The organism is Vibrio sp. M260112, from assembly GCF_036533775.1.
Lineage (GTDB): Bacteria > Pseudomonadota > Gammaproteobacteria > Enterobacterales > Vibrionaceae > Vibrio.
Window position 1 is genome coordinate 50,089 of record NZ_JATABH010000006.1, and the last position, 17,641, is coordinate 67,729.

Genomic DNA, 17,641 nt, shown 5'->3' on the forward strand with positions numbered 1-17,641 from the left:
GGGTTTGAGTTTTAAATAATAAAAAAGGCACTTAAATTCAGTGCCTTAGAGATGCTGTTTGATTGATTTTATTTGAATCGTTGTTCAAGATGCGGAGTGAGAATGGCTAGCCACTGCTCTGGAGTCATTGAGTGGTGCCTCTTAGTTTTAGCTTGCTCGGAACATAAACCTGTAATGGTAGGGCGCGACCATCACGAACTTTTTCAATGAGAAGGTTAACGCCTTGAATGCCCATCATCTCTGAGTGAATTCGCACCGTAGACAGGGATGGGAACGTAAACTTTGCGGTAGGAATATCGTTCACACTAATAAGCGAAATGTCTTCAGGGATATTAAGCCCGTGCTCATGAATGGCTCTTAACACCCCAATCGCAATTGAATCCGAGGCAATAAATAACGCTCTAGGGAAGTCCGGTTTTGCCAGCATTTCTTTAGCAAGCTTATAGCCAGATGAGCTGGTGAACTCGCCACGATAGATATCATCAAGTGACACTACGCCTTTAAGTTGCCCATATTCAGCGAAGGCAATTTCACGAATGTCGGCACAATTGGGTTTATCCTGCCCCCCAATAAAACCAATACGTTTAAAGCCCTGGTCGATGAAAAAATCGGTGATTTGTTTGCTGATTCGTTTGAGGTCAATGTCGACAGAATCGAATTCAGAGTCACAGTCACTGAAGTCGACATAGCAAATATTGTCAGTCATCTTAGTCAACTGGGCTAAGGTGTTCGGATTGCTTCGTCCAACCAAAAGAACACCCGTTATCTTATTGCTTGCTGCGACAATTTCATTGTTATAACAATTTGTTAGCTCAATGTTTAGTTTATCGCATTGAGTTTCGATGCCGTGGCGGATAGAAAGGTAATAGGGGTCGTTGACTTCCGCTTCCTGAGGGTAGTTGTATACCGCCATAAAGTGATGATTTTGTTTTCTAGCTAGCGCCGCTTTCTTGGAGCTACTGGTTTTATACTCTAGCTTTTCTGCGATCTCAAAAATGCGGTGCTTAGTCTCTTCCTTAACACTTAATGTTGGATCGTCGTTAAGTACCCTTGATACGGTAGCTAAGGAAACCCCCGCTTCCGTCGCAATATCTTTCAATGTTGCCATTAATTATTACGTCCCTTTATTACTTGTTGCGCTTACGTAGGCAATCTAACTATGCCAAGTATTGTAAACAATCACACCGATCAAGTACCGATTTTTAGTAAAAAATAGCAAACATTATTATCTATTCGAATGCTGAATGGAAAAAGCTTCAACGGTAATCTGTTTACTAAGGCCAATCGGTCATCAACTTTGATTAACTAAACCATTTATCACACTAATCTTGAAGGTCATTTATGGCTAATTTTATGGAAACGTTTACATAACGCGAAATTGATCACGGATCTTGGACGTCGTTGATTGATAGACTTTTGCCATCGAAGAGATTTGAGCATGGTATTGCTCACCGATTGATGGAGATCGAATAGTGAAAGTTCTTGTTACCGGCGGTATGGGATACATAGGCAGTCATACTTGTGTGCAGATGATTGAAGCAGGTATTGAACCCATTATTGTAGATAATCTTTGCAACGCCAAAGAAGAGGTGCTTACTCGTATCGATGCTCTGACTGGTAAAACACCGACGTTTTATCTGGGTGACATCCGTGATGAAGCATTTCTCGATTCTGTATTTTCGAAACATGACATCACGTCGGTGATCCACTTTGCTGGGCTAAAAGCGGTTGGTGAATCTGTTGAAAAGCCCCTCGAATACTATGACAACAATGTTAATGGCACAGTGGTTCTTGCTCGTTCGATGCGTAAAGCGGGTGTCAAAAGCCTTGTTTTCAGCTCTTCTGCCACTGTTTATGGCGATCCTCAACAAGTTCCTATCACCGAAGAGTCGCCAACTGGAGCGACGACAAACCCTTATGGTCGCAGCAAATATATGGTTGAACAGTGCCTCAGTGATCTGTTTGCTGCTGAGCAGGACTGGAGCATCACGTTGTTACGCTACTTTAATCCTGTTGGAGCACACCCTTCTGGAACGATGGGGGAAGATCCCCAAGGTATTCCAAATAACTTGATGCCATTCATTGCTCAGGTTGCTGTTGGGAGACGTGAGCGCTTGTCTATTTTTGGTGACGATTATCCTACACAAGATGGTACCGGTATCCGCGACTATATACATGTCATGGATCTCGCTGACGGGCATATCGCGGCACTGAACTCTGTGGGGAGTCAACATGGTTTGCATGTCTACAACCTAGGCACGGGGAAAGGATCGAGTGTATTGCAGATGGTGGAGGCGTTTAGTCGTGCCTGTGGACATGCCGTTCCTTACCAAATATGCCCTCGTAGAGCTGGTGATATTGCTGAGTGCTGGGCAAGCACTGAAAAGGCTGAAAAAGAGTTGGGATGGCGCGCGCTGCGCAGTATCGATGAAATGACAGCTGATACTTGGAATTGGCAGTCAAACAACCCTCAGGGTTATTCCGCCTAACACCATATTTGATTTGAAAATAGTTTAAGTAGTTGAGTAAGTACGATGTCGAAGATTGAGTTTAACCCTGTGGATCATCCACACCGCCGATTCAACCCATTAACTGGGCAGTGGATTCTTGTATCGCCACATCGAGCTAAGCGACCTTGGAGTGGCGCTGATGAGAAAGCGGCTGTAGATGAACTACCTGAATATCAAGCAGATTGTTTTCTATGTCCAACAAACCAACGTATTTCGGGGGATGTGAACCCAGATTATCAGGGCACTTATGTGTTTAGTAATGACTTTGCTGCATTAATGCCAGATTCACCAGATGCACCTGAATCAGACAATCCATTGTTCAAAACACAAGGCGTTCGAGGGCTGAGTCGAGTTATCTGTTTTTCTCCTGATCACAGCAAAACCTTGCCAGAACTCTCTGTGACTCAGATCCGCGGTGTGATAGATACTTGGAACCGTCAGATCGAAGAGTTAGGTGAGCACTACATCTGGGTTCAGGCATTCGAAAATAAGGGGGAAACCATGGGCTGCTCTCAGCCTCACCCACACGGTCAGATTTGGGCGAACAGTTTCCTACCGAATGAAATCGAACGCAAAGAGCAGAATCTTAAAGCCTACTACCAACAACACGGCAGCAATTTGCTGGTGGACTATGTGAATGCTGAATTGAAAGACGGTTCACGAGTTGTGGTGGAAACCGAGCATTGGGTAGCTTTGGTGCCATATTGGGCGGCATGGCCATTTGAAACACTGTTACTGCCTAAAACGCATATTCGCCGTATGAGTGAATTGACTGACGAACAACGCGATGATCTTGCCGTGGCGATCAAGAAGTTGACCAGCCGTTATGACAACTTGTTCCAATGCTCATTCCCTTACTCAATGGGCTGGCATTATGCCCCCTTCTTTGAACAGGGGACGGATATTGAACATTGGCAGCTTCATGCACTGTTCTATCCACCACTTTTGCGCAGTGCCACAGTACGAAAATTTATGGTTGGTTACGAAATGTTGGCCGAAAGCCAACGTGATCTCACCGCAGAACAAGCTGCGCAACGTCTTCGTGACTTGAGTGATGTTCATTACAAAGAGCAGAAGTAACCAACCATTTTAGCCAGCAATGCGGTGCAAGCGCTGGCATGAAAAATTTAACAGAATTCTAGAGGGCTTTATGTCAGAACTAATCAACAGTGTGAAAGCATCATTTAGCCAAGTACTTGGCTACGCAGCGAGCCATATCATTCAGGCTCCAGGGCGCGTCAATCTTATTGGTGAACACACCGACTACAACGATGGTTTTGTATTGCCATGTGCGATCGACTATCAAACGGTCGTTGCTGCGGCGAAACGTAACGATAGTATTGTGCGAGTTGTTGCCGTTGATTACGAAAACCAAACCGATGAGTTTGATATCACCCAAGAGATCACTTTTGTTAAGGATAAAATGTGGGCCAACTACATCCGCGGTGTGGTCAAGTGCTTGCTCGCCCGAGGCTATGAGTTTGGCGGTGCAGATATTTCTGTGAGTGGTAACGTACCGCAAGGCGCGGGCTTGAGTTCTTCTGCTGCGCTAGAAGTCGTGATAGGTCAAACTTTTAAAGTGCTTTATCAGCTAGAGATTTCTCAGGCGGAGATTGCGCTCAATGGTCAACAGGCAGAAAATGAATTTGTTGGCTGTAATTGCGGCATTATGGATCAGATGATTTCCGCTGAAGGCAAAGAAAATCATGCAATGTTGCTAGATTGTCGAAGCTTGGAAACCGAATCTGTCTCTATGCCTGCTGATATGTCCGTCGTGATCATCAACTCCAATAAAAAACGCGGTCTGGTGGACAGTGAGTACAACACTCGCCGTCAACAATGCGAGCAAGCGGCCAGTCTCTTTGGTGTTAAAGCGTTACGTGATGTCACTATGACTGAGTTTGAAGCGAAAGCAGATCTACTTGATGAAGTGGTCGCCAAGCGTGCTCGTCACGTAATCACCGAAAATGAGCGAACACTTGCAGCCGCTCAAGCATTGCGTGCAAACGATCTCAAGCGTATGGGGCAGTTAATGGCACAATCGCACATTTCTATGCGTGACGATTTTGAAATTACCGTCAAAGAGATTGACACCTTAGTGGATATTGTTAAAGCGGTTATTGGCGAGCAAGGCGGTGTACGTATGACGGGGGGCGGCTTTGGTGGTTGTATTGTTGCAGTAATGCCGCCTGAACTTGTCGAGCCAGTCAAAGCAGCTGTTGCTGAGCAATATCAAGTCGCAACCGGATTAAAAGAGTCTATCTACGTTTGTCAGGCCAAAGATGGCGCCGGCCTGATTGAAATGTGCTAAGGACTGTTGATGGAAAATTCTCTCTTTCGCACCATGACTGAGCAGCTTGCCTATGACGGTCAGCCCGCTCAGTTATTTGAATTAACCAATGTGAGTGGGGTTCGCATTGTGTTGATGGACATCGGAGCAACATGGCTCAGTTGTCGTTTGCCTTTGGCGTGTGGTGAGCTACGTGAAGTTTTGTTAGGTGTAGGGACCATGGCAGACTTTGAGCGTCAGCCTAGTTACATGGGGGTAACGGTTGGCCGCTATGCGAACCGCATTGCCAATGGGCTTTTTACGCTTGATGGGCAGTCATATCAGTTGTCTGTGAACCAGGCTGGTAACTGCTTGCATGGTGGCACCTCGGGTTTTGATAAGCGGCGCTGGCAAGTGGTCGAACAGCAAACCAATACCATTATTTTTGGCTTGAGTTCAGCCGATGGGGATCAAGGTTTCCCTGGGAATCTTGATGTTCAACTGCGCTATCAGCTCCATGATGATGGACGATTCGATATTGAATACATCGCTCATTGTGACAAAGCGACGCCGATAAATTTGACCAATCATGCTTATTTTAATCTCAATGGTACTGAGAGTGAGTTGGATGCCCGTTCACATCAACTGCAAATCGAAGCAGATTACTACTTGCCGACGAATGAGAATGGTATCCCACTTGACGATTTGGTCAGTGTCCAAGGTACTGGTTTTGATTTCCGTAGAGTCAAAAGTGTCGCTCAAGACTTATTAGCGGATGAACAACAACAAGCCGCTAAGGGATATGATCACAGCTACTGGTTTGATCCACAACGTGATACCAGTGTGCCTGTAGCGACGTTGACCAGTCAGGATCAGCAAGTGTCTCTTTCGGTGATAACTGACAAACCCGCGATGCAACTCTATTGCGGCAATTGGTTAGCGGGTACGCCAGCGAGAGCGGGAAAAGAGTATGCAGATTATGCGGGATTAGCCCTAGAAACGCAGTTTTTGCCGGACTCGCCCAATCACCCACAATGGCCGCAGTCAGGTGTAATTCTACGTCCGGGAGAGGAATATCGTTATCAAACGACATTCCAATTTTCCCGCTCGCGATAATCGCCAGATTGAAAAAGCCAGTCACACGACTGGCTTTTTATTATTTAAGGAAGCGTCAGCTACGCCGTTTAGAATCCTTCATGCTGGTCAATTGCAACGCGAGCTTCACTCATCGAGCAACCTGTTTCTTGCACGAGTTGACTAACGGTCATGGCGGGATTGCTGAGCAGTATTTGAGACAAATCGACGTCAGGTTCGGGCAAGGATTTGCCAATCGCTGCAACTATCCACTGTTGATCCTCATCTTTTAGAGTTTCTATCAATGAGCGCAATTGCTGTTCGTGTCCGCTCAACTGCCAATGCCTTGAACGTCGAATTCGCTTTAACTGACAACCATGCTGGTTGGCACACTTGATCACCGCTGTTTTGTCAGCAACTCGGTGGACGAAACTGTTGAGAGTGATGGACAACATGCCTTAGAGTTCCTCAAACCAATGTTGGACAAAATCGATGAAGGCTGACAGCTTGGTGCTACGACGAAGCTGAGGAGGGAAGATCAGGTAGATGTTGCTTTGAGTCATTACATAGTCAGGTAAGACTTGCAACAGTTTGCCGCTATCCAGCGCGGGCTTGACTAAATAACAGGGCATCTTGATCACACCTTTGCCTTTCAACGCCGCATCAAGCAGTAGAAGGTTATCGTTGATGAGCATATCGCCATCTGTTGCCACTTCAATCATCTGATTATCGTTTGTGGAAAATGGCCATTTACGTAGATTTGGATCAGATAAACAGTTGTGTTTAGTGAGATCTTGCGGATGAGTCGGGATGCCGTTTTGAGCCAAATAGTCTGGTGAGGCACAGCAAATGTGTTGGTACGGCATCAGTTTTTTCGCCACCATATTCTCTGGTGGGGTATTGGTCGCACGGATGGCTAGGTCGAAGTTGCTTTTGGTGAGGTCTTCTCTGGTATAGCCAATGTCTAAGTCAAATTCGATGTCAGGGTGCAGCAGTTGAAATTGATGGCAAATCTCGATCAGAAAGCGGTGGCTGAAAATGGTGGGGGCGGTAATTCGTAGCAGTCCGCCGACGGTACTCTTGGTGTGATCGAGTTCCTTTTCTAACTCAAGGATTGACGCATTGATACCTTGCATTTTTGCTAGAATCTTTTCCCCTGCGGCTGTTAAGCGAACACTGCGCGTAGAGCGGATTAATAAGCTGGTTTCTAGCTCCTGCTCTAGCTGGAGTATTTGCGATGAGAGATAGCTCCTCGAAATGCCGAGATTATCTGCGGCTTTAGAAAAGCTAAGTTGTTTGGCTACCTCGCCAAATAGTGCGTAGCGCTCGAAACGCTTGTGCATTTTATGCATCAACACAAACCTATAATTCGAAATCTGCTGTTGATTATATCGTTCAATATAGAAAATTAAAGTAAGTTAATTGTGCGTTATACCGAATTATCTTTTCGTCTTTATGGTCTTAATCGTCCTGCTGGCTGGCAGTATACTGAATCCAGAACAGCGCAAGTATCGCTGATAAATTGCATCTTTCAGGGGACAAATATGAACAAGTCACACCCGGTTTTTTCACCGATGATCCAAGGTTACTGGCGCATGGCAGAGTGGGGTATGAATACTCAGCAACAGCATGCGTTTGTACAGCAACATCTTGAGTTGGGTATCACCACGGTTGATCATGCTCCAGTGTATGGACCAGACTCTGCATGTGAGAAAATGTTTGGTCAGGTGCTGGCACTCGATAGTCGCTTGCGTGACCAGATTCAGATCGTTTCAAAATGTGGTATTTACCGTGGCGAAGGCAAGCAGGTCAATCACTACAACAGTAGCAAGGCTGCGATTATCGAATCGACTGAACAATCTCTTCGCCGTTTGAATACTGATCATCTCGACGTCTTGCTATTGCACCGTCCAGATCTGCTGATGGATGCCGATGAAGCCGCCGAAGCGTTCGCACAGTTAAACAGTGCTGGTAAAGTAAAGCATTTTGGTGTGTCTAACTTTACCCCAGCTCAGTTCGCGTTACTTCAATCTCGCCTTGATGTACCACTTATCACCAATCAGATTGAAATTAATCCGGTGAACTTACAAGTGACGGAAGATGGTACGCTGGAGCAGTTACAAAAGCAGCGAGTTCAGCCGATGGCTTGGTCATGTCTTGCTGGTGGTCGAATATTTAGCGATAGCAGTGAACAGGCATGCCGTCTACGTGACACATTATCTGAAGTTGGCCAAGAAATTGGAGCCGACTGTATTGACCAAGTCATTTTTGCTTGGGTGATGAGAATGCCTGCGCGCCCAGTTCCTATCATTGGTAGCGGTAACATCCAGCGCGTGAAGACAGCGGTCGGCGCATTACAGCTGGAGTTGACACATGAACAGTGGTACCGCATCTGGGTTGCATCGAAAGGTCATGGTGTCGCGTAACTACCTGAATCAAAAGAGGGCTCTAGTTTGAGCCCCCCTAAATACCGTTACGCTTGTTGGCTACTTGGCAATTTTTGCAACCGAGTTACGACGTACTAACATTGGTGTAAACATGATGGCTTCGTTGTTAGTTGCTTCTTGTTTGGCGAGATTTAATGCTAGTCGCGCAGCGCGCTCTGCCATCATAGCGATAGGGTAACGAATCGTCGTCAATCGAGGGCTGATGTAACGAGCAATCAGACCGTCATCGAATCCCATCATAGAGATTTGATCTGGCACTTTGATGCCATTTTCATCGAGTACAGACAGTGCTCCCGCAGCCATGTAATCGTTATAGGCGACCACACCAGTGATATCGAGTGATTTGGTGAGTAAGGTGGTCATAGCAACTTCCCCACCATCGTTGTTTGGCTCACCACGTTCGATATAGCTGCTAGGCAGTTCAATATTGTTGTCTTTTAGCGCCGCGAGATACCCTGCAACTCGTTGCGAAGAGTCTTCTATTTCGTGAGCTGACGCTACACAAGCAATTTTAGTGTGTCCATGACGGATCAGGTATTCAGTCGCTAGATAAGCCCCTTTGAAGTTATCGAGTGCGATGCAGCGTTCCGCAATTTCTTCAATAAATCGGTTTATGAGCACCAGACCTTTGACTTCTTTCGCGTAGCCGATGAGCTCTTGATCAGATAAGCCTTTTGAGTGGATGACCAGAGCCTCACAGCGATTGTTGATAAGCAGTTCAATCGCTTTGCGTTCTTCTTCAGCATCATGGTAACCATTTCCGATCAGTATATGTTTACCATGCTCGTGAGCGACATTGTCCACTGCTTTGACGAGGGCTCCGAAAAAGGGATCGGACACATCACCAACCAATACGCCAACGGTATTGCTGCTCTGGCTAACAAGCGCTTTGGCGGCGGCATTGGGTCGGTAGCCTAGTTTTGCCATCGCTTTTGAGACCGATTCTATCGATGCTTTGCTCGCTTTAGGAGACTTATTGATCACTCTGGATACTGTAGCAATCGATACGCCAGCTTCCTTGGCGACATCTTTTATGGTTGCCATATTTGACCTCGAAAAATACGAATGGAGTTATTTAACCTTGTTGATGTAAATAAGGCAAATACTGTTATGAATACATTTTTAAATTGAGATCTTTACCACTTGCAATATAAGTGATTGCTGATAGTGTAAACGTTGTCTTTTAGTAAAATTTTACCAGTATCTTAACATGGAAAAAGTCGCTTATTCAGATTTCGCTAAATTGGAAATTCGTACAGGAAAAATCATTGAGGTTGTCCGCCATGAGAACGCGGATAAGCTATACATTGTGCAAATTGATGTTGGTGATAAAACACTACAAACTGTGACCAGCCTTGTGCCTTATTACACAGAACAACAGCTGATGGGGAAAGAGGTGGTTGTGCTGTGCAATCTGGAAAAAGCCAAGATGCGCGGTGAAACATCAGAGTGCATGCTGCTGTGTGCAGAAACAGATGATGAATCGGAAAGTGTACTGCTGACTCCTGAGCGTTCGATGCCAGCTGGTATTCGTATTGTCTAAAGGTAGACACCAAGCTCGAAGGCTTGGTGATCCATTTAACTTATCTCTTTTTGGCTGAGGGTTTTCAGGCTCTTACTTCAGCCACCAGAGCATCAATTTGCTTGTGGTGCTCTGGTTTTACTCCTGCTAGGTTGCCATATTTTGGTTCATGGCGATCATTTTCGAGCGGAAAATGCCAGCCTATCGTTTGCTCAATAAACTGTTTGGCAAACTGTTCCGATATTTCTAGACACCCAACGAGAACAGTATCCACATAAGTTTGCATTATTGGACTGAGTGTACAAGGTGGCTCAGGATTGTCTTTGATGTAAACCCAAACTTGATCGTTGTCGCTAAGTGGCAACTGTGACTCAACTTGATTCACTTGGACTCGAACGCGATGGTAGCCTCGTTCACGAATATCGAATTCTTTAAGACCGCATTCACTTACTTCGAGTAAAACACCATTAACGTACCCGTGTCCTTTATCGACCACCAAGGGTGAGAGCGTATAACTCTCATCCACTTTGCCCCAATAGCGTTTAAACCCCTCTACGGTTGCGGTGGTTGCCGCCGAAGTTTGCCCTGTTAATTGGCGTGATGCGGAATTCATCAGACTGCCATAACCGAAGATATAGTTTGCCACTGTTGTCACCTCATCTTGGATGTGAAATAGGAGTATTCGTTAAACTAACCAGTTTCACTGAGAATTGAAAGTCGTTCATATCGTATCTATCGTGTCTTTTTGACATTTTTAAATTGGGTTAATTTGACTTCTTTTTTGGCTTGTTAATATCACTAAGCCTTTGAGATAAAAGAGTTACAAGGGTTGGAACATTTCTTGCGATAGCCTAGGAAGATTTCAGTTTTTTATAACTTTTAGGAGTCACTTAGTGCTCAATATTACTGATAAAAAAGTAGAAGAAGCGATCCCAGCCGTTTTACGTTTAGGTTTTAGACCTTTCTTCCTATTAGGATCCATCTACGCGGTTATTGCTATTGGCTTATGGGTTTGGATGTTCCAAAGCGGACAACCCGCGATGCTTCAAGTGCCTGCATTATGGTGGCACGTTCATGAGATGTTGTTTGGTTTTGCCATGGCGATTGTGGCTGGATTTGTCTTAACCGCGGTTCAGAACTGGACGGGAATTAATGGTACAAAGCATCACCGTTTAGCTGCGATAGTGGCACTGTGGTTGTTGCCGCGATTGTTGCTATGGACTCCAACGCCGCTTTGGCTGGTTTCTAGCCTTGAAGCCTTGTTTTTAGCTTTTGTCGCCTACGAAGTCGGCAGCCGAGTCGTCAAAGCGAAAGGGTGGCGTAATCTGTTTTTTATTCCGTTATTTTTGTTGGCTATCGTGGCTAATTTTGCCAGTTATGCGGCGGTAAAAGGTATGCCGCCATTTCCTGCTTCAGCGGTTTGGCAGGCGATGCTTTGGTGGTTTACTTTGCTGCTCTCTGTTATGGGCAGCCGTGTTATCCCATTTTTTACCGCTCGTCGTTTTAACTTTGAAAAACCTCAGCCAATAGTCTGGTTGGACTGGTTAGCAAACCTACCTCTGATCGGCTTATTTATATTAAGTTTTTTCCCGATGACCTTTGCTCAACTTGGTCAACCATTGATGTTGTTAGCCGGTGTGGCGCATCTGATCCGAATCATACGCTGGAAACCGTGGCTTACTTTGAGCGAACCTTTGGTTTGGTCACTGCATGCTACTTACCTGTGCATCCCAGTGAGCTTGCTATTACGTGGTTTGCTGGATAATCCATTTGCCAGCCACAACATGTTGCATTTATTTGCGATTGGGGCCATTGGCGGTGTGATTTTGGCGATGATCGCTCGCGTGACAATGGGGCATACTGGTCGTGCGATTTACCAAGGTCCAAATATGAACCTAGCTTTCGGTGCTTTGGTATTGGCTGCAATTGTACGTGGGATAGGGGTGGCGTTCTTCCCTCAGTATCTGATTTCTGCGCTAAACATCAGTGCAGCGTTGTGGATATTCGCTTTTGTCATGTATGTCGGTCTGTTTGGAAAAATGCTAGTCACCCCAAGGGTCGATGGTCATCCTGGTTGATCGCCAGTTTTGATTAGAGCTAAAAAGGCTTGGTGTCGTAACCAAGCCTTTTAATGATAAATTGCCTTACTTAGGTGGTTAGCCAGCTTCAGACAGGCTGATCACCTGCTGAGGTTGTTTCCCTGAAATGTACTTGGTGACAGCTTCAATCTCGTCCTGATTGAGGTAGAGACCAAGTTTGGTTCGACGCCACAGCAGATCATCGGCTGTGAGAGCCATTTCATGTTCAATTAGATAATCAATCTCTTGCTGATAAACGCCTTGCGCAGAGTCAGAGAACGGGACACCCATACCTTCAATACTTGTTACCCCTTGAAGTAGCTTCCACGTATAAGTACCAAACTGAGTGACATAGCGCAGTAGCAACGCTTGTGATAGCCAAGGGTACTGAGCATGGATCGTTGCAGCCAGTTGTTCTCTGGTGCAGCTAAAGTTACCACCTGGCAGGGCGTGGTTGGCTGTCCATGGTGTCCCCATATTAGGTAAATATGGGGCGAGCTTTGCCAATGCCGCTTCACCAAGTTTACGGTATGTGGTTAATTTTCCGCCAAAAATTGATAGCAGAGGAGCTTGATCGTACTCAGATTCAAGTTCCAGAGTGTAGTCTCGGGTGATGGCTTGTGGAGAGTCAGATTCATCATCACAAAGAGGTCGCACGCCACTATAACTCCAGATGACATCCTCACGTGAAAGTTGCTGGACAAAGTGCTGATTGACGATATCGATCAGATAATCCACCTCTTGATCTGAGATCGCCACTTCTCTTGGATCTCCTTTATATTCAACATCGGTCGTACCTATTATCGAAAACTGATCCAAATAAGGGATCATAAACACGATTCGATGATCTTTGTTTTGCAGGATATATGCTTGTGGCTCATCGTGAATGCGAGGAATCACAATATGAGATCCTTTGATTAGACGTATATTACGTGGTGAAAGGTTTTCTAACCCTTGATCAAAGAACTGCTTGACCCAAGGCCCTGCGGCGTTCACTAGCGCTTTCGATTTACGCTCAAAGGTTTCTCCTGTCATGACATCGCGAATGGTCACGCGCCAGATATCGCCTTCGCGTATTGCGCCTTCTACATGGCAGTAGTTACGAATTTCAGCATTATTTTCTTTTGCAGCCAACACGTTTAGCAATACTAATCGCGCATCATCTACCCAACAATCAGAGTACTCGAAGCCTTTTTTCATTTCCGGTTTGAGCAAGCCAGATTGAGCCAAGTCGATGCTTTCACTTGCCGGCAGCGTCGTTCTTTTGCCTAGGTTGTCGTAGAGGAATAAACCGCAGCGAATCATCCATGCTGGACGTAAGAAAGGGCGGTGTGGGAGTCGAAAGCGCATTGGTTGCGCGATATGTGGCGCTTTTTTCAGCAGCACCTCACGTTCTGCGAGCGCTTCCGAAACTAAGCGAAACTCATAGTGTTCGAGATAGCGCAACCCACCGTGAATCAGTTTTGAGCTGGCAGATGAGGTTGCAGAGGCGAAGTCTTGGGCTTCATATAAACCGACAGATAAGCCTCGGCCAGCAGCATCAGCAGCGATGCCTGCACCATTAATGCCACCACCAACTATGATTATGTCTAACGTTTTGTCTGATTGCGCAGCATTAGCTGAAATACTCATGAATTTAACCTTTTGTTGAGCGAACGAGCATTTTTGACCATAAAAGAATCCTAACGCAGCTTTCGTTTTGGATCATTATTTATTTTCGTTTGTGCTCGTTTGTGTGATTTATGCACAAAAAAACCTTTATTAGGGAATAAAGGTTTCTTGAAGGTTAAATTTGATTGAAATTGCTGTGACTATTTACTGTCGTTAATTACTTCAAGCGGAATTGAGTGTTCTTTGAGGATAGACAGTATTTCTTTTGGCGGTTGTTTGTCAGTAAACAGCATATGGAGTTGAGAGATATTGCCCAGCTTGACCATCGCATTACGGCCAAATTTAGAGTGATCAACAGCAAGAAAAACACTCCGGCTATTCTCGATAATGGCTTGCTTTACACGAACCTCATGGTAGTCGAAGTCAAGCAGTGAACCGTCATAGTCGATACCGCTAATCCCCAAGATGCCGAAATCAAGTCGGAACTGTTTCACGAAATCAAGAGTGGCTTCACCGACGATACCGCCATCACGATTGCGTACTTCTCCACCAGCAAGGATGACTTTAAACTCTGGGTTTTGCAGCAAGATGGTTGCGACATTAATATTGTTAGTAACCACACGTAGTTGCTTGTGATTTTTGTTTAGTGCTCGTGCAATGGCCTCTGGAGTGGTACCAATATCAATAAACAAGGTCGCCCCATCGGGAATGTGTTTAACCACTTCTTCTGCAATAACATCCTTCTCGTTGAAATTCATGCTCTTGCGCGCGGTGTACGAGGTGTTTTCTGAACTCAGTGGAATGGTTGCACCACCATGGTAACGGCGAATTTTATTGTCATCGGCAAGTTCGTTGAGATCGCGTCTGATGGTCTGTGGACTGACATTAAATTTCTCTACCAGCTCTTCGGTGCTGACATAGCCTTGCTTTTGAACCAACGCAATTATTTGCTGATGTCTTGGAATTTGTTTCACGGGCAGCTCCCTGTGCATTGAGCCAATATGCTCATTACACTGATTTTCGAAAATAATAACTCGCGTTATTGTGCTCGAATTAGCGCATTGTGAGAAGAGAACGATGTAAGGAATAGGGGATATAACGCAAAAAGAGCGCCATAATCGGCGCTCTTGAATAGGAGTTTGTGACTTTAATCTTCCTCGTTATGCATTTCTGCCCAAACCTGCGCACACTTAACGGCGCGCTTCCATCCCTTGTAGCGGCGATTACGTTTTTCTTCATCATGATGAGGTAGGAAGGTGCGATCGAGCTCGGCTTTGTCTTTCAGCTCATCAATACTATTCCAGTACCCAACGGCAAGACCTGCTAGGTAGGCTGCACCTAAGGCGGTAACTTCCGTGACTTTAGGGCGGTGAACTTCTGTATCTAGAACATCAGATTGGAACTGCATTAAGAAATTGTTTGCCACCGCTCCACCGTCGACTCTTAAGCTAGCCAAGTTAATGTTGGAGTCCGCTTGCATTGCATCCAAAACGTCGCGAGTTTGGTAGGCAATACCTTCAAGCGTTGCTCGGATAATGTGGTTTGAGCTGACGCCGCGCGTCAGACCGACAATGGTCCCACGCGCCCAAGCATCCCAATAAGGAGCACCAAGGCCAGTAAAGGCAGGTACAACGTAAACACCGTTGGAAGAGTCAACTTTGGTCGCAAAGTACTCTGAGTCTTTGGCATCTGCGAGTAGCTTCATCTCATCGCGTAGCCATTGAATTGAAGCGCCTCCCATAAATACCGCGCCTTCTAGTGCATAGGCAGGCTCGCCATTTGGACCACAGGCTAGCGTGGTCAAAAGACCGTGAGTTGATGTTACTTTCTCTTGGCCGGTGTTCATAAGTAAGAAGCAACCTGTGCCATAGGTGTTTTTCGCTTGTCCAGCCTCAACACACATTTGACCGTAAAGCGCAGCTTGTTGGTCTCCGGCAATACCTGCGATAGGAATACGAGTACCGCCTTTACCACCGATGTTGGTCTGACCGTAAACTTCCGAAGAACGCTTCACTTCAGGCATCATTGAAGCTGGGATTCCTAGTTCGTCGAGCAGTTTTTGATCCCAGCTTAAGTTATTGATATTGAAGAGCATGGTGCGAGAAGCATTGGTATAGTCTGTGACGTGTACTCGGCCTTGGGTCATTTTCCATACCAGCCAAGTATCGACAGTACCAAACAACAATTTGCCTGCTTCTGCGTCTTCACGTGCGCCTTCGACATTATCCAGAATCCACTTAATCTTAGTGCCGGAAAAGTATGGGTCGAGTACTAATCCGGTGTTTTCGCGGACATACTCTTCTAGGCCACGTGCTTTGAGCTCTTCACAAATTTCTGCAGTGCGACGACATTGCCACACAATGGCGTTGTAGACAGGTTTGCCAGTTTCTTTATTCCATACAATGGTGGTTTCACGTTGGTTAGTGATACCAATGGCCGCAAGCTGGTCGCTGCTGATTCCTGACTTGGCGAGAGTTTCGATGAGAGTTGAACTTTGTGTTGCCCAAATTTCAAGAGGATCGTGCTCGACCCACCCAGACTGAGGGTAAATTTGGGTGAACTCACGTTGAGAGATGCTAACAATATTGGCATCGTGGTCCAGTATCACCGCGCGAGAGCTTGTTGTGCCTTGGTCTAGGGCAACAATGTACTTTTGCTCAGTCATGGTAAGAATCCTTTTGTCTTATTATTACTATTTTAGCTAATCTTGGCTTGCTTATCGTTTGAGCGAGTTCGATGTGTGGTAGCAGCAGATTGGTGTATTCCCTATTTACGCAGAGTAATTTTGCATAAATAGGCGAATTCGAAAATAAACGAGCACTAAAAATGAGTGTTTGAGCATAAAAATATCAGTAAGTCGGAATATATTGTCTGACTGAAAAGGTGTAAATCTCCCCCCTGTCGCTAGTGGATATAGGGGATTGACGAGGATAATAACCTTTACTTCTGAGGAATAAGAAACAAAAAAGCCGAGCATTGAAGCTCGGCTTTATCAACTCGCCTTGGCCTAGTTGTTGCTGTGTAGCTCTGAGTTCAGCTCTACCGCAGACTTGTTCGCAAGACATTCGATTTGGCCTGTCACTGAGTTGCGACGGAACAGTAGATCAGATACACCAGCGAGATCGCGAGCTTTCACTACTTCAACTTCTTGGCCAGATGAATCTAACATGCGTACTTTAGAACCTGCCGTCACATATAGACCAGATTCAACAGTACAACGATCGCCTAGAGGGAAACCAAGACCCGCATTCGCACCTAGTAGTGAGTTTTCACCAATTGACACCACTACTGTACCGCCGCCTGATAGTGTACCCATGATAGAAGCGCCACCACCGATGTCAGAGCCATTGCCGACAACAACACCCGCAGAGATACGACCTTCAACCATGCTCACGCCTGTAGTACCAGCGTTGAAGTTGATGAAACCTTCGTGCATAACTGTGGTGCCTTCACCCACATGAGCACCAAGGCGCACGCGAGATGTATCAGCAATACGAATACCAGCTGGAACAACGTAATCGACCATTTTTGGAAATTTGTCGACACAGTCAACAGACAGTGAGCGGCCAGCAAGACGCGCTTCAATTTGACGGTCAGCCAGCTCAGGCAAGTCGATTGGACCTTCGTTAGTCCATGCAATGTTATGCAGCAGACCGAAGATACCATCTAGGACAGTACCGTGTGGTTGAACTAGGCGGTTAGAGATAAGTTGCAGTTTAAGGAAACCTTCAGCAACGGACTCAGGTTTCTCATCTGTTGCTAGAACCACAACAACCAGAGGTTGAGAAGACTCTGCCGCTTTTGCAGCGAAAGATGCATTCGCTGTATCCCCGTTTGCTTCAAAGGCACTAACTAACTCAGCACTTTGAGCTGCAGAGATTTCGATAGCTTGGTTACCTTGCTCATAACCTGCAACTTTAGCAACGGCTTCAACCAGTGCATCTGATGGGTTTAGAACTGGGTTTGGAAAAAATGCTTCAATGATTTTTCCATCGCGGTTTTTAGTTGCTGTACCAAAGGCTAGAGAAAAGTAAGCCATTTTAAATCTCCATGTTTATATTCATCCAGAAAGAGCAATGATGCTCAGTCTCAAATTAAGTTAAATTCATCATAAAGAGAGCTATGCAGAC

The 17,641-nt window shown here is 45.7% G+C and carries 16 protein-coding genes; 7 read left to right on the forward strand and 9 right to left on the reverse strand.

Features of this window, described 5'->3' with window-relative positions; translation table 11 throughout:
- Positions 1–124: 124 nt before the first annotated feature.
- Positions 125–1,108, reverse strand: coding sequence for a transcriptional regulator EbgR (gene ebgR, locus QTN95_RS04415; protein ID WP_331416491.1), 984 nt, complete (start codon positions 1,106–1,108; stop codon positions 125–127).
- A 364-nt stretch (positions 1,109–1,472) separates the two neighbouring features.
- Here ebgR and galE point away from each other — a divergent pair, with 364 nt between their 5' ends.
- The 4 genes from galE (at position 1,473) to galM (ending at position 5,895) form a co-directional block, all read left to right on the forward strand.
- A complete protein-coding gene (galE, locus tag QTN95_RS04420) occupies positions 1,473–2,489 on the forward strand; it encodes a UDP-glucose 4-epimerase GalE (protein ID WP_331416492.1) in 1,017 nt (338 codons plus the stop codon).
- A gap of 45 nt (positions 2,490–2,534) precedes the next feature.
- Positions 2,535–3,590, forward strand: a complete 1,056-nt coding sequence (locus QTN95_RS04425; RefSeq protein ID WP_331416493.1) for a UDP-glucose--hexose-1-phosphate uridylyltransferase — start codon at positions 2,535–2,537, stop codon at positions 3,588–3,590.
- A gap of 70 nt (positions 3,591–3,660) precedes the next feature.
- Entirely contained in the window at positions 3,661–4,821 is a 1,161-nt protein-coding gene (gene galK / locus QTN95_RS04430) for a galactokinase (protein ID WP_331416494.1), read from the forward strand.
- A gap of 9 nt (positions 4,822–4,830) precedes the next feature.
- Positions 4,831–5,895 (forward strand): galactose-1-epimerase, encoded by a 1,065-nt coding sequence (gene galM / locus QTN95_RS04435; RefSeq protein ID WP_331416495.1) that lies wholly within the window; start codon positions 4,831–4,833, stop codon positions 5,893–5,895.
- Positions 5,896–5,963: 68 nt separating this feature from the next.
- Here galM and QTN95_RS04440 read toward each other — a convergent pair whose 3' ends face one another.
- Together QTN95_RS04440 and QTN95_RS04445 are read right to left on the reverse strand one after the other, a co-directional pair.
- The gene (locus QTN95_RS04440) at positions 5,964–6,308 is read right to left on the reverse strand and encodes a ribosome recycling factor family protein (protein WP_138970437.1); all 345 of its coding nucleotides are present in this window, start codon (positions 6,306–6,308) and stop codon (positions 5,964–5,966) included.
- A gap of 3 nt (positions 6,309–6,311) precedes the next feature.
- A complete protein-coding gene (locus QTN95_RS04445; RefSeq protein WP_331416496.1) occupies positions 6,312–7,205 on the reverse strand; it encodes a LysR family transcriptional regulator in 894 nt (297 codons plus the stop codon).
- Between the two features lie 192 nt (positions 7,206–7,397).
- On the opposite strand from QTN95_RS04445, the gene QTN95_RS04450 reads away from it, so the two are divergent.
- Positions 7,398–8,279: an aldo/keto reductase gene (locus QTN95_RS04450; RefSeq protein ID WP_331416497.1), complete on the forward strand. Its 882-nt coding sequence runs from the start codon at positions 7,398–7,400 to the stop codon at positions 8,277–8,279.
- Positions 8,280–8,339: 60 nt separating this feature from the next.
- Here the strand turns inward: QTN95_RS04450 and QTN95_RS04455 are convergent, their stop codons facing one another.
- Complete coding sequence (locus tag QTN95_RS04455; RefSeq protein ID WP_331416498.1) at positions 8,340–9,344, reverse strand: substrate-binding domain-containing protein; 1,005 nt, start codon at positions 9,342–9,344, stop codon at positions 8,340–8,342.
- A gap of 166 nt (positions 9,345–9,510) precedes the next feature.
- Between QTN95_RS04455 and QTN95_RS04460 the strand changes: the two genes are divergently transcribed.
- Positions 9,511–9,843, forward strand: a complete 333-nt coding sequence (locus tag QTN95_RS04460; RefSeq protein ID WP_138970441.1) for a tRNA-binding protein — start codon at positions 9,511–9,513, stop codon at positions 9,841–9,843.
- 64 nt (positions 9,844–9,907) lie between these two features.
- On the opposite strand, the gene QTN95_RS04465 is transcribed toward QTN95_RS04460, so the two are convergent.
- Complete coding sequence (locus QTN95_RS04465) at positions 9,908–10,468, reverse strand: gamma-glutamylcyclotransferase family protein (protein ID WP_331416499.1); 561 nt, start codon at positions 10,466–10,468, stop codon at positions 9,908–9,910.
- 247 nt (positions 10,469–10,715) lie between these two features.
- On the opposite strand from QTN95_RS04465, the gene QTN95_RS04470 reads away from it, so the two are divergent.
- Positions 10,716–11,900, forward strand: coding sequence for an NnrS family protein (locus tag QTN95_RS04470; RefSeq protein WP_331416500.1), 1,185 nt, complete (start codon positions 10,716–10,718; stop codon positions 11,898–11,900).
- A gap of 78 nt (positions 11,901–11,978) precedes the next feature.
- On the opposite strand, the gene glpD is transcribed toward QTN95_RS04470, so the two are convergent.
- The 4 genes from glpD to dapD form a co-directional block, all read right to left on the reverse strand.
- On the reverse strand, positions 11,979–13,532 hold the full coding sequence (glpD, locus tag QTN95_RS04475; RefSeq protein ID WP_331416501.1) for a glycerol-3-phosphate dehydrogenase: 1,554 nt from the start codon (positions 13,530–13,532) through the stop codon (positions 11,979–11,981).
- Positions 13,533–13,711: 179 nt separating this feature from the next.
- Entirely contained in the window at positions 13,712–14,485 is a 774-nt protein-coding gene (locus QTN95_RS04480; RefSeq protein ID WP_331416502.1) for a DeoR/GlpR family transcriptional regulator, read from the reverse strand.
- Positions 14,486–14,658: 173 nt separating this feature from the next.
- Entirely contained in the window at positions 14,659–16,176 is a 1,518-nt protein-coding gene (gene glpK / locus QTN95_RS04485; RefSeq protein WP_138970446.1) for a glycerol kinase GlpK, read from the reverse strand.
- A 342-nt stretch (positions 16,177–16,518) separates the two neighbouring features.
- Entirely contained in the window at positions 16,519–17,550 is a 1,032-nt protein-coding gene (gene dapD / locus QTN95_RS04490; protein ID WP_138970447.1) for a 2,3,4,5-tetrahydropyridine-2,6-dicarboxylate N-succinyltransferase, read from the reverse strand.
- Positions 17,551–17,641 lie beyond the last annotated feature (91 nt).

Bases quoted from the DNA above. Each gene is read 5' to 3' on its own strand.
- ebgR (WP_331416491.1), bottom strand. From the start codon at position 1,108: ATGGCAACATTGAAAGATATTGCGACGGAAGCGGGGGTTTCCTTAGCT.
- QTN95_RS04425 (WP_331416493.1), top strand. From the start codon at position 2,535: ATGTCGAAGATTGAGTTTAACCCTGTGGATCATCCACACCGCCGATTC.
- galK (WP_331416494.1), top strand. From the start codon at position 3,661: ATGTCAGAACTAATCAACAGTGTGAAAGCATCATTTAGCCAAGTACTT.
- galM (WP_331416495.1), top strand. From the start codon at position 4,831: ATGGAAAATTCTCTCTTTCGCACCATGACTGAGCAGCTTGCCTATGAC.
- QTN95_RS04440 (WP_138970437.1), bottom strand. From the start codon at position 6,308: ATGTTGTCCATCACTCTCAACAGTTTCGTCCACCGAGTTGCTGACAAA.
- QTN95_RS04445 (WP_331416496.1), bottom strand. From the start codon at position 7,205: ATGCATAAAATGCACAAGCGTTTCGAGCGCTACGCACTATTTGGCGAG.
- QTN95_RS04450 (WP_331416497.1), top strand. From the start codon at position 7,398: ATGAACAAGTCACACCCGGTTTTTTCACCGATGATCCAAGGTTACTGG.
- QTN95_RS04455 (WP_331416498.1), bottom strand. From the start codon at position 9,344: ATGGCAACCATAAAAGATGTCGCCAAGGAAGCTGGCGTATCGATTGCT.
- QTN95_RS04460 (WP_138970441.1), top strand. From the start codon at position 9,511: ATGGAAAAAGTCGCTTATTCAGATTTCGCTAAATTGGAAATTCGTACA.
- glpD (WP_331416501.1), bottom strand. From the start codon at position 13,532: ATGAGTATTTCAGCTAATGCTGCGCAATCAGACAAAACGTTAGACATA.
- glpK (WP_138970446.1), bottom strand. From the start codon at position 16,176: ATGACTGAGCAAAAGTACATTGTTGCCCTAGACCAAGGCACAACAAGC.
- dapD (WP_138970447.1), bottom strand. From the start codon at position 17,550: ATGGCTTACTTTTCTCTAGCCTTTGGTACAGCAACTAAAAACCGCGAT.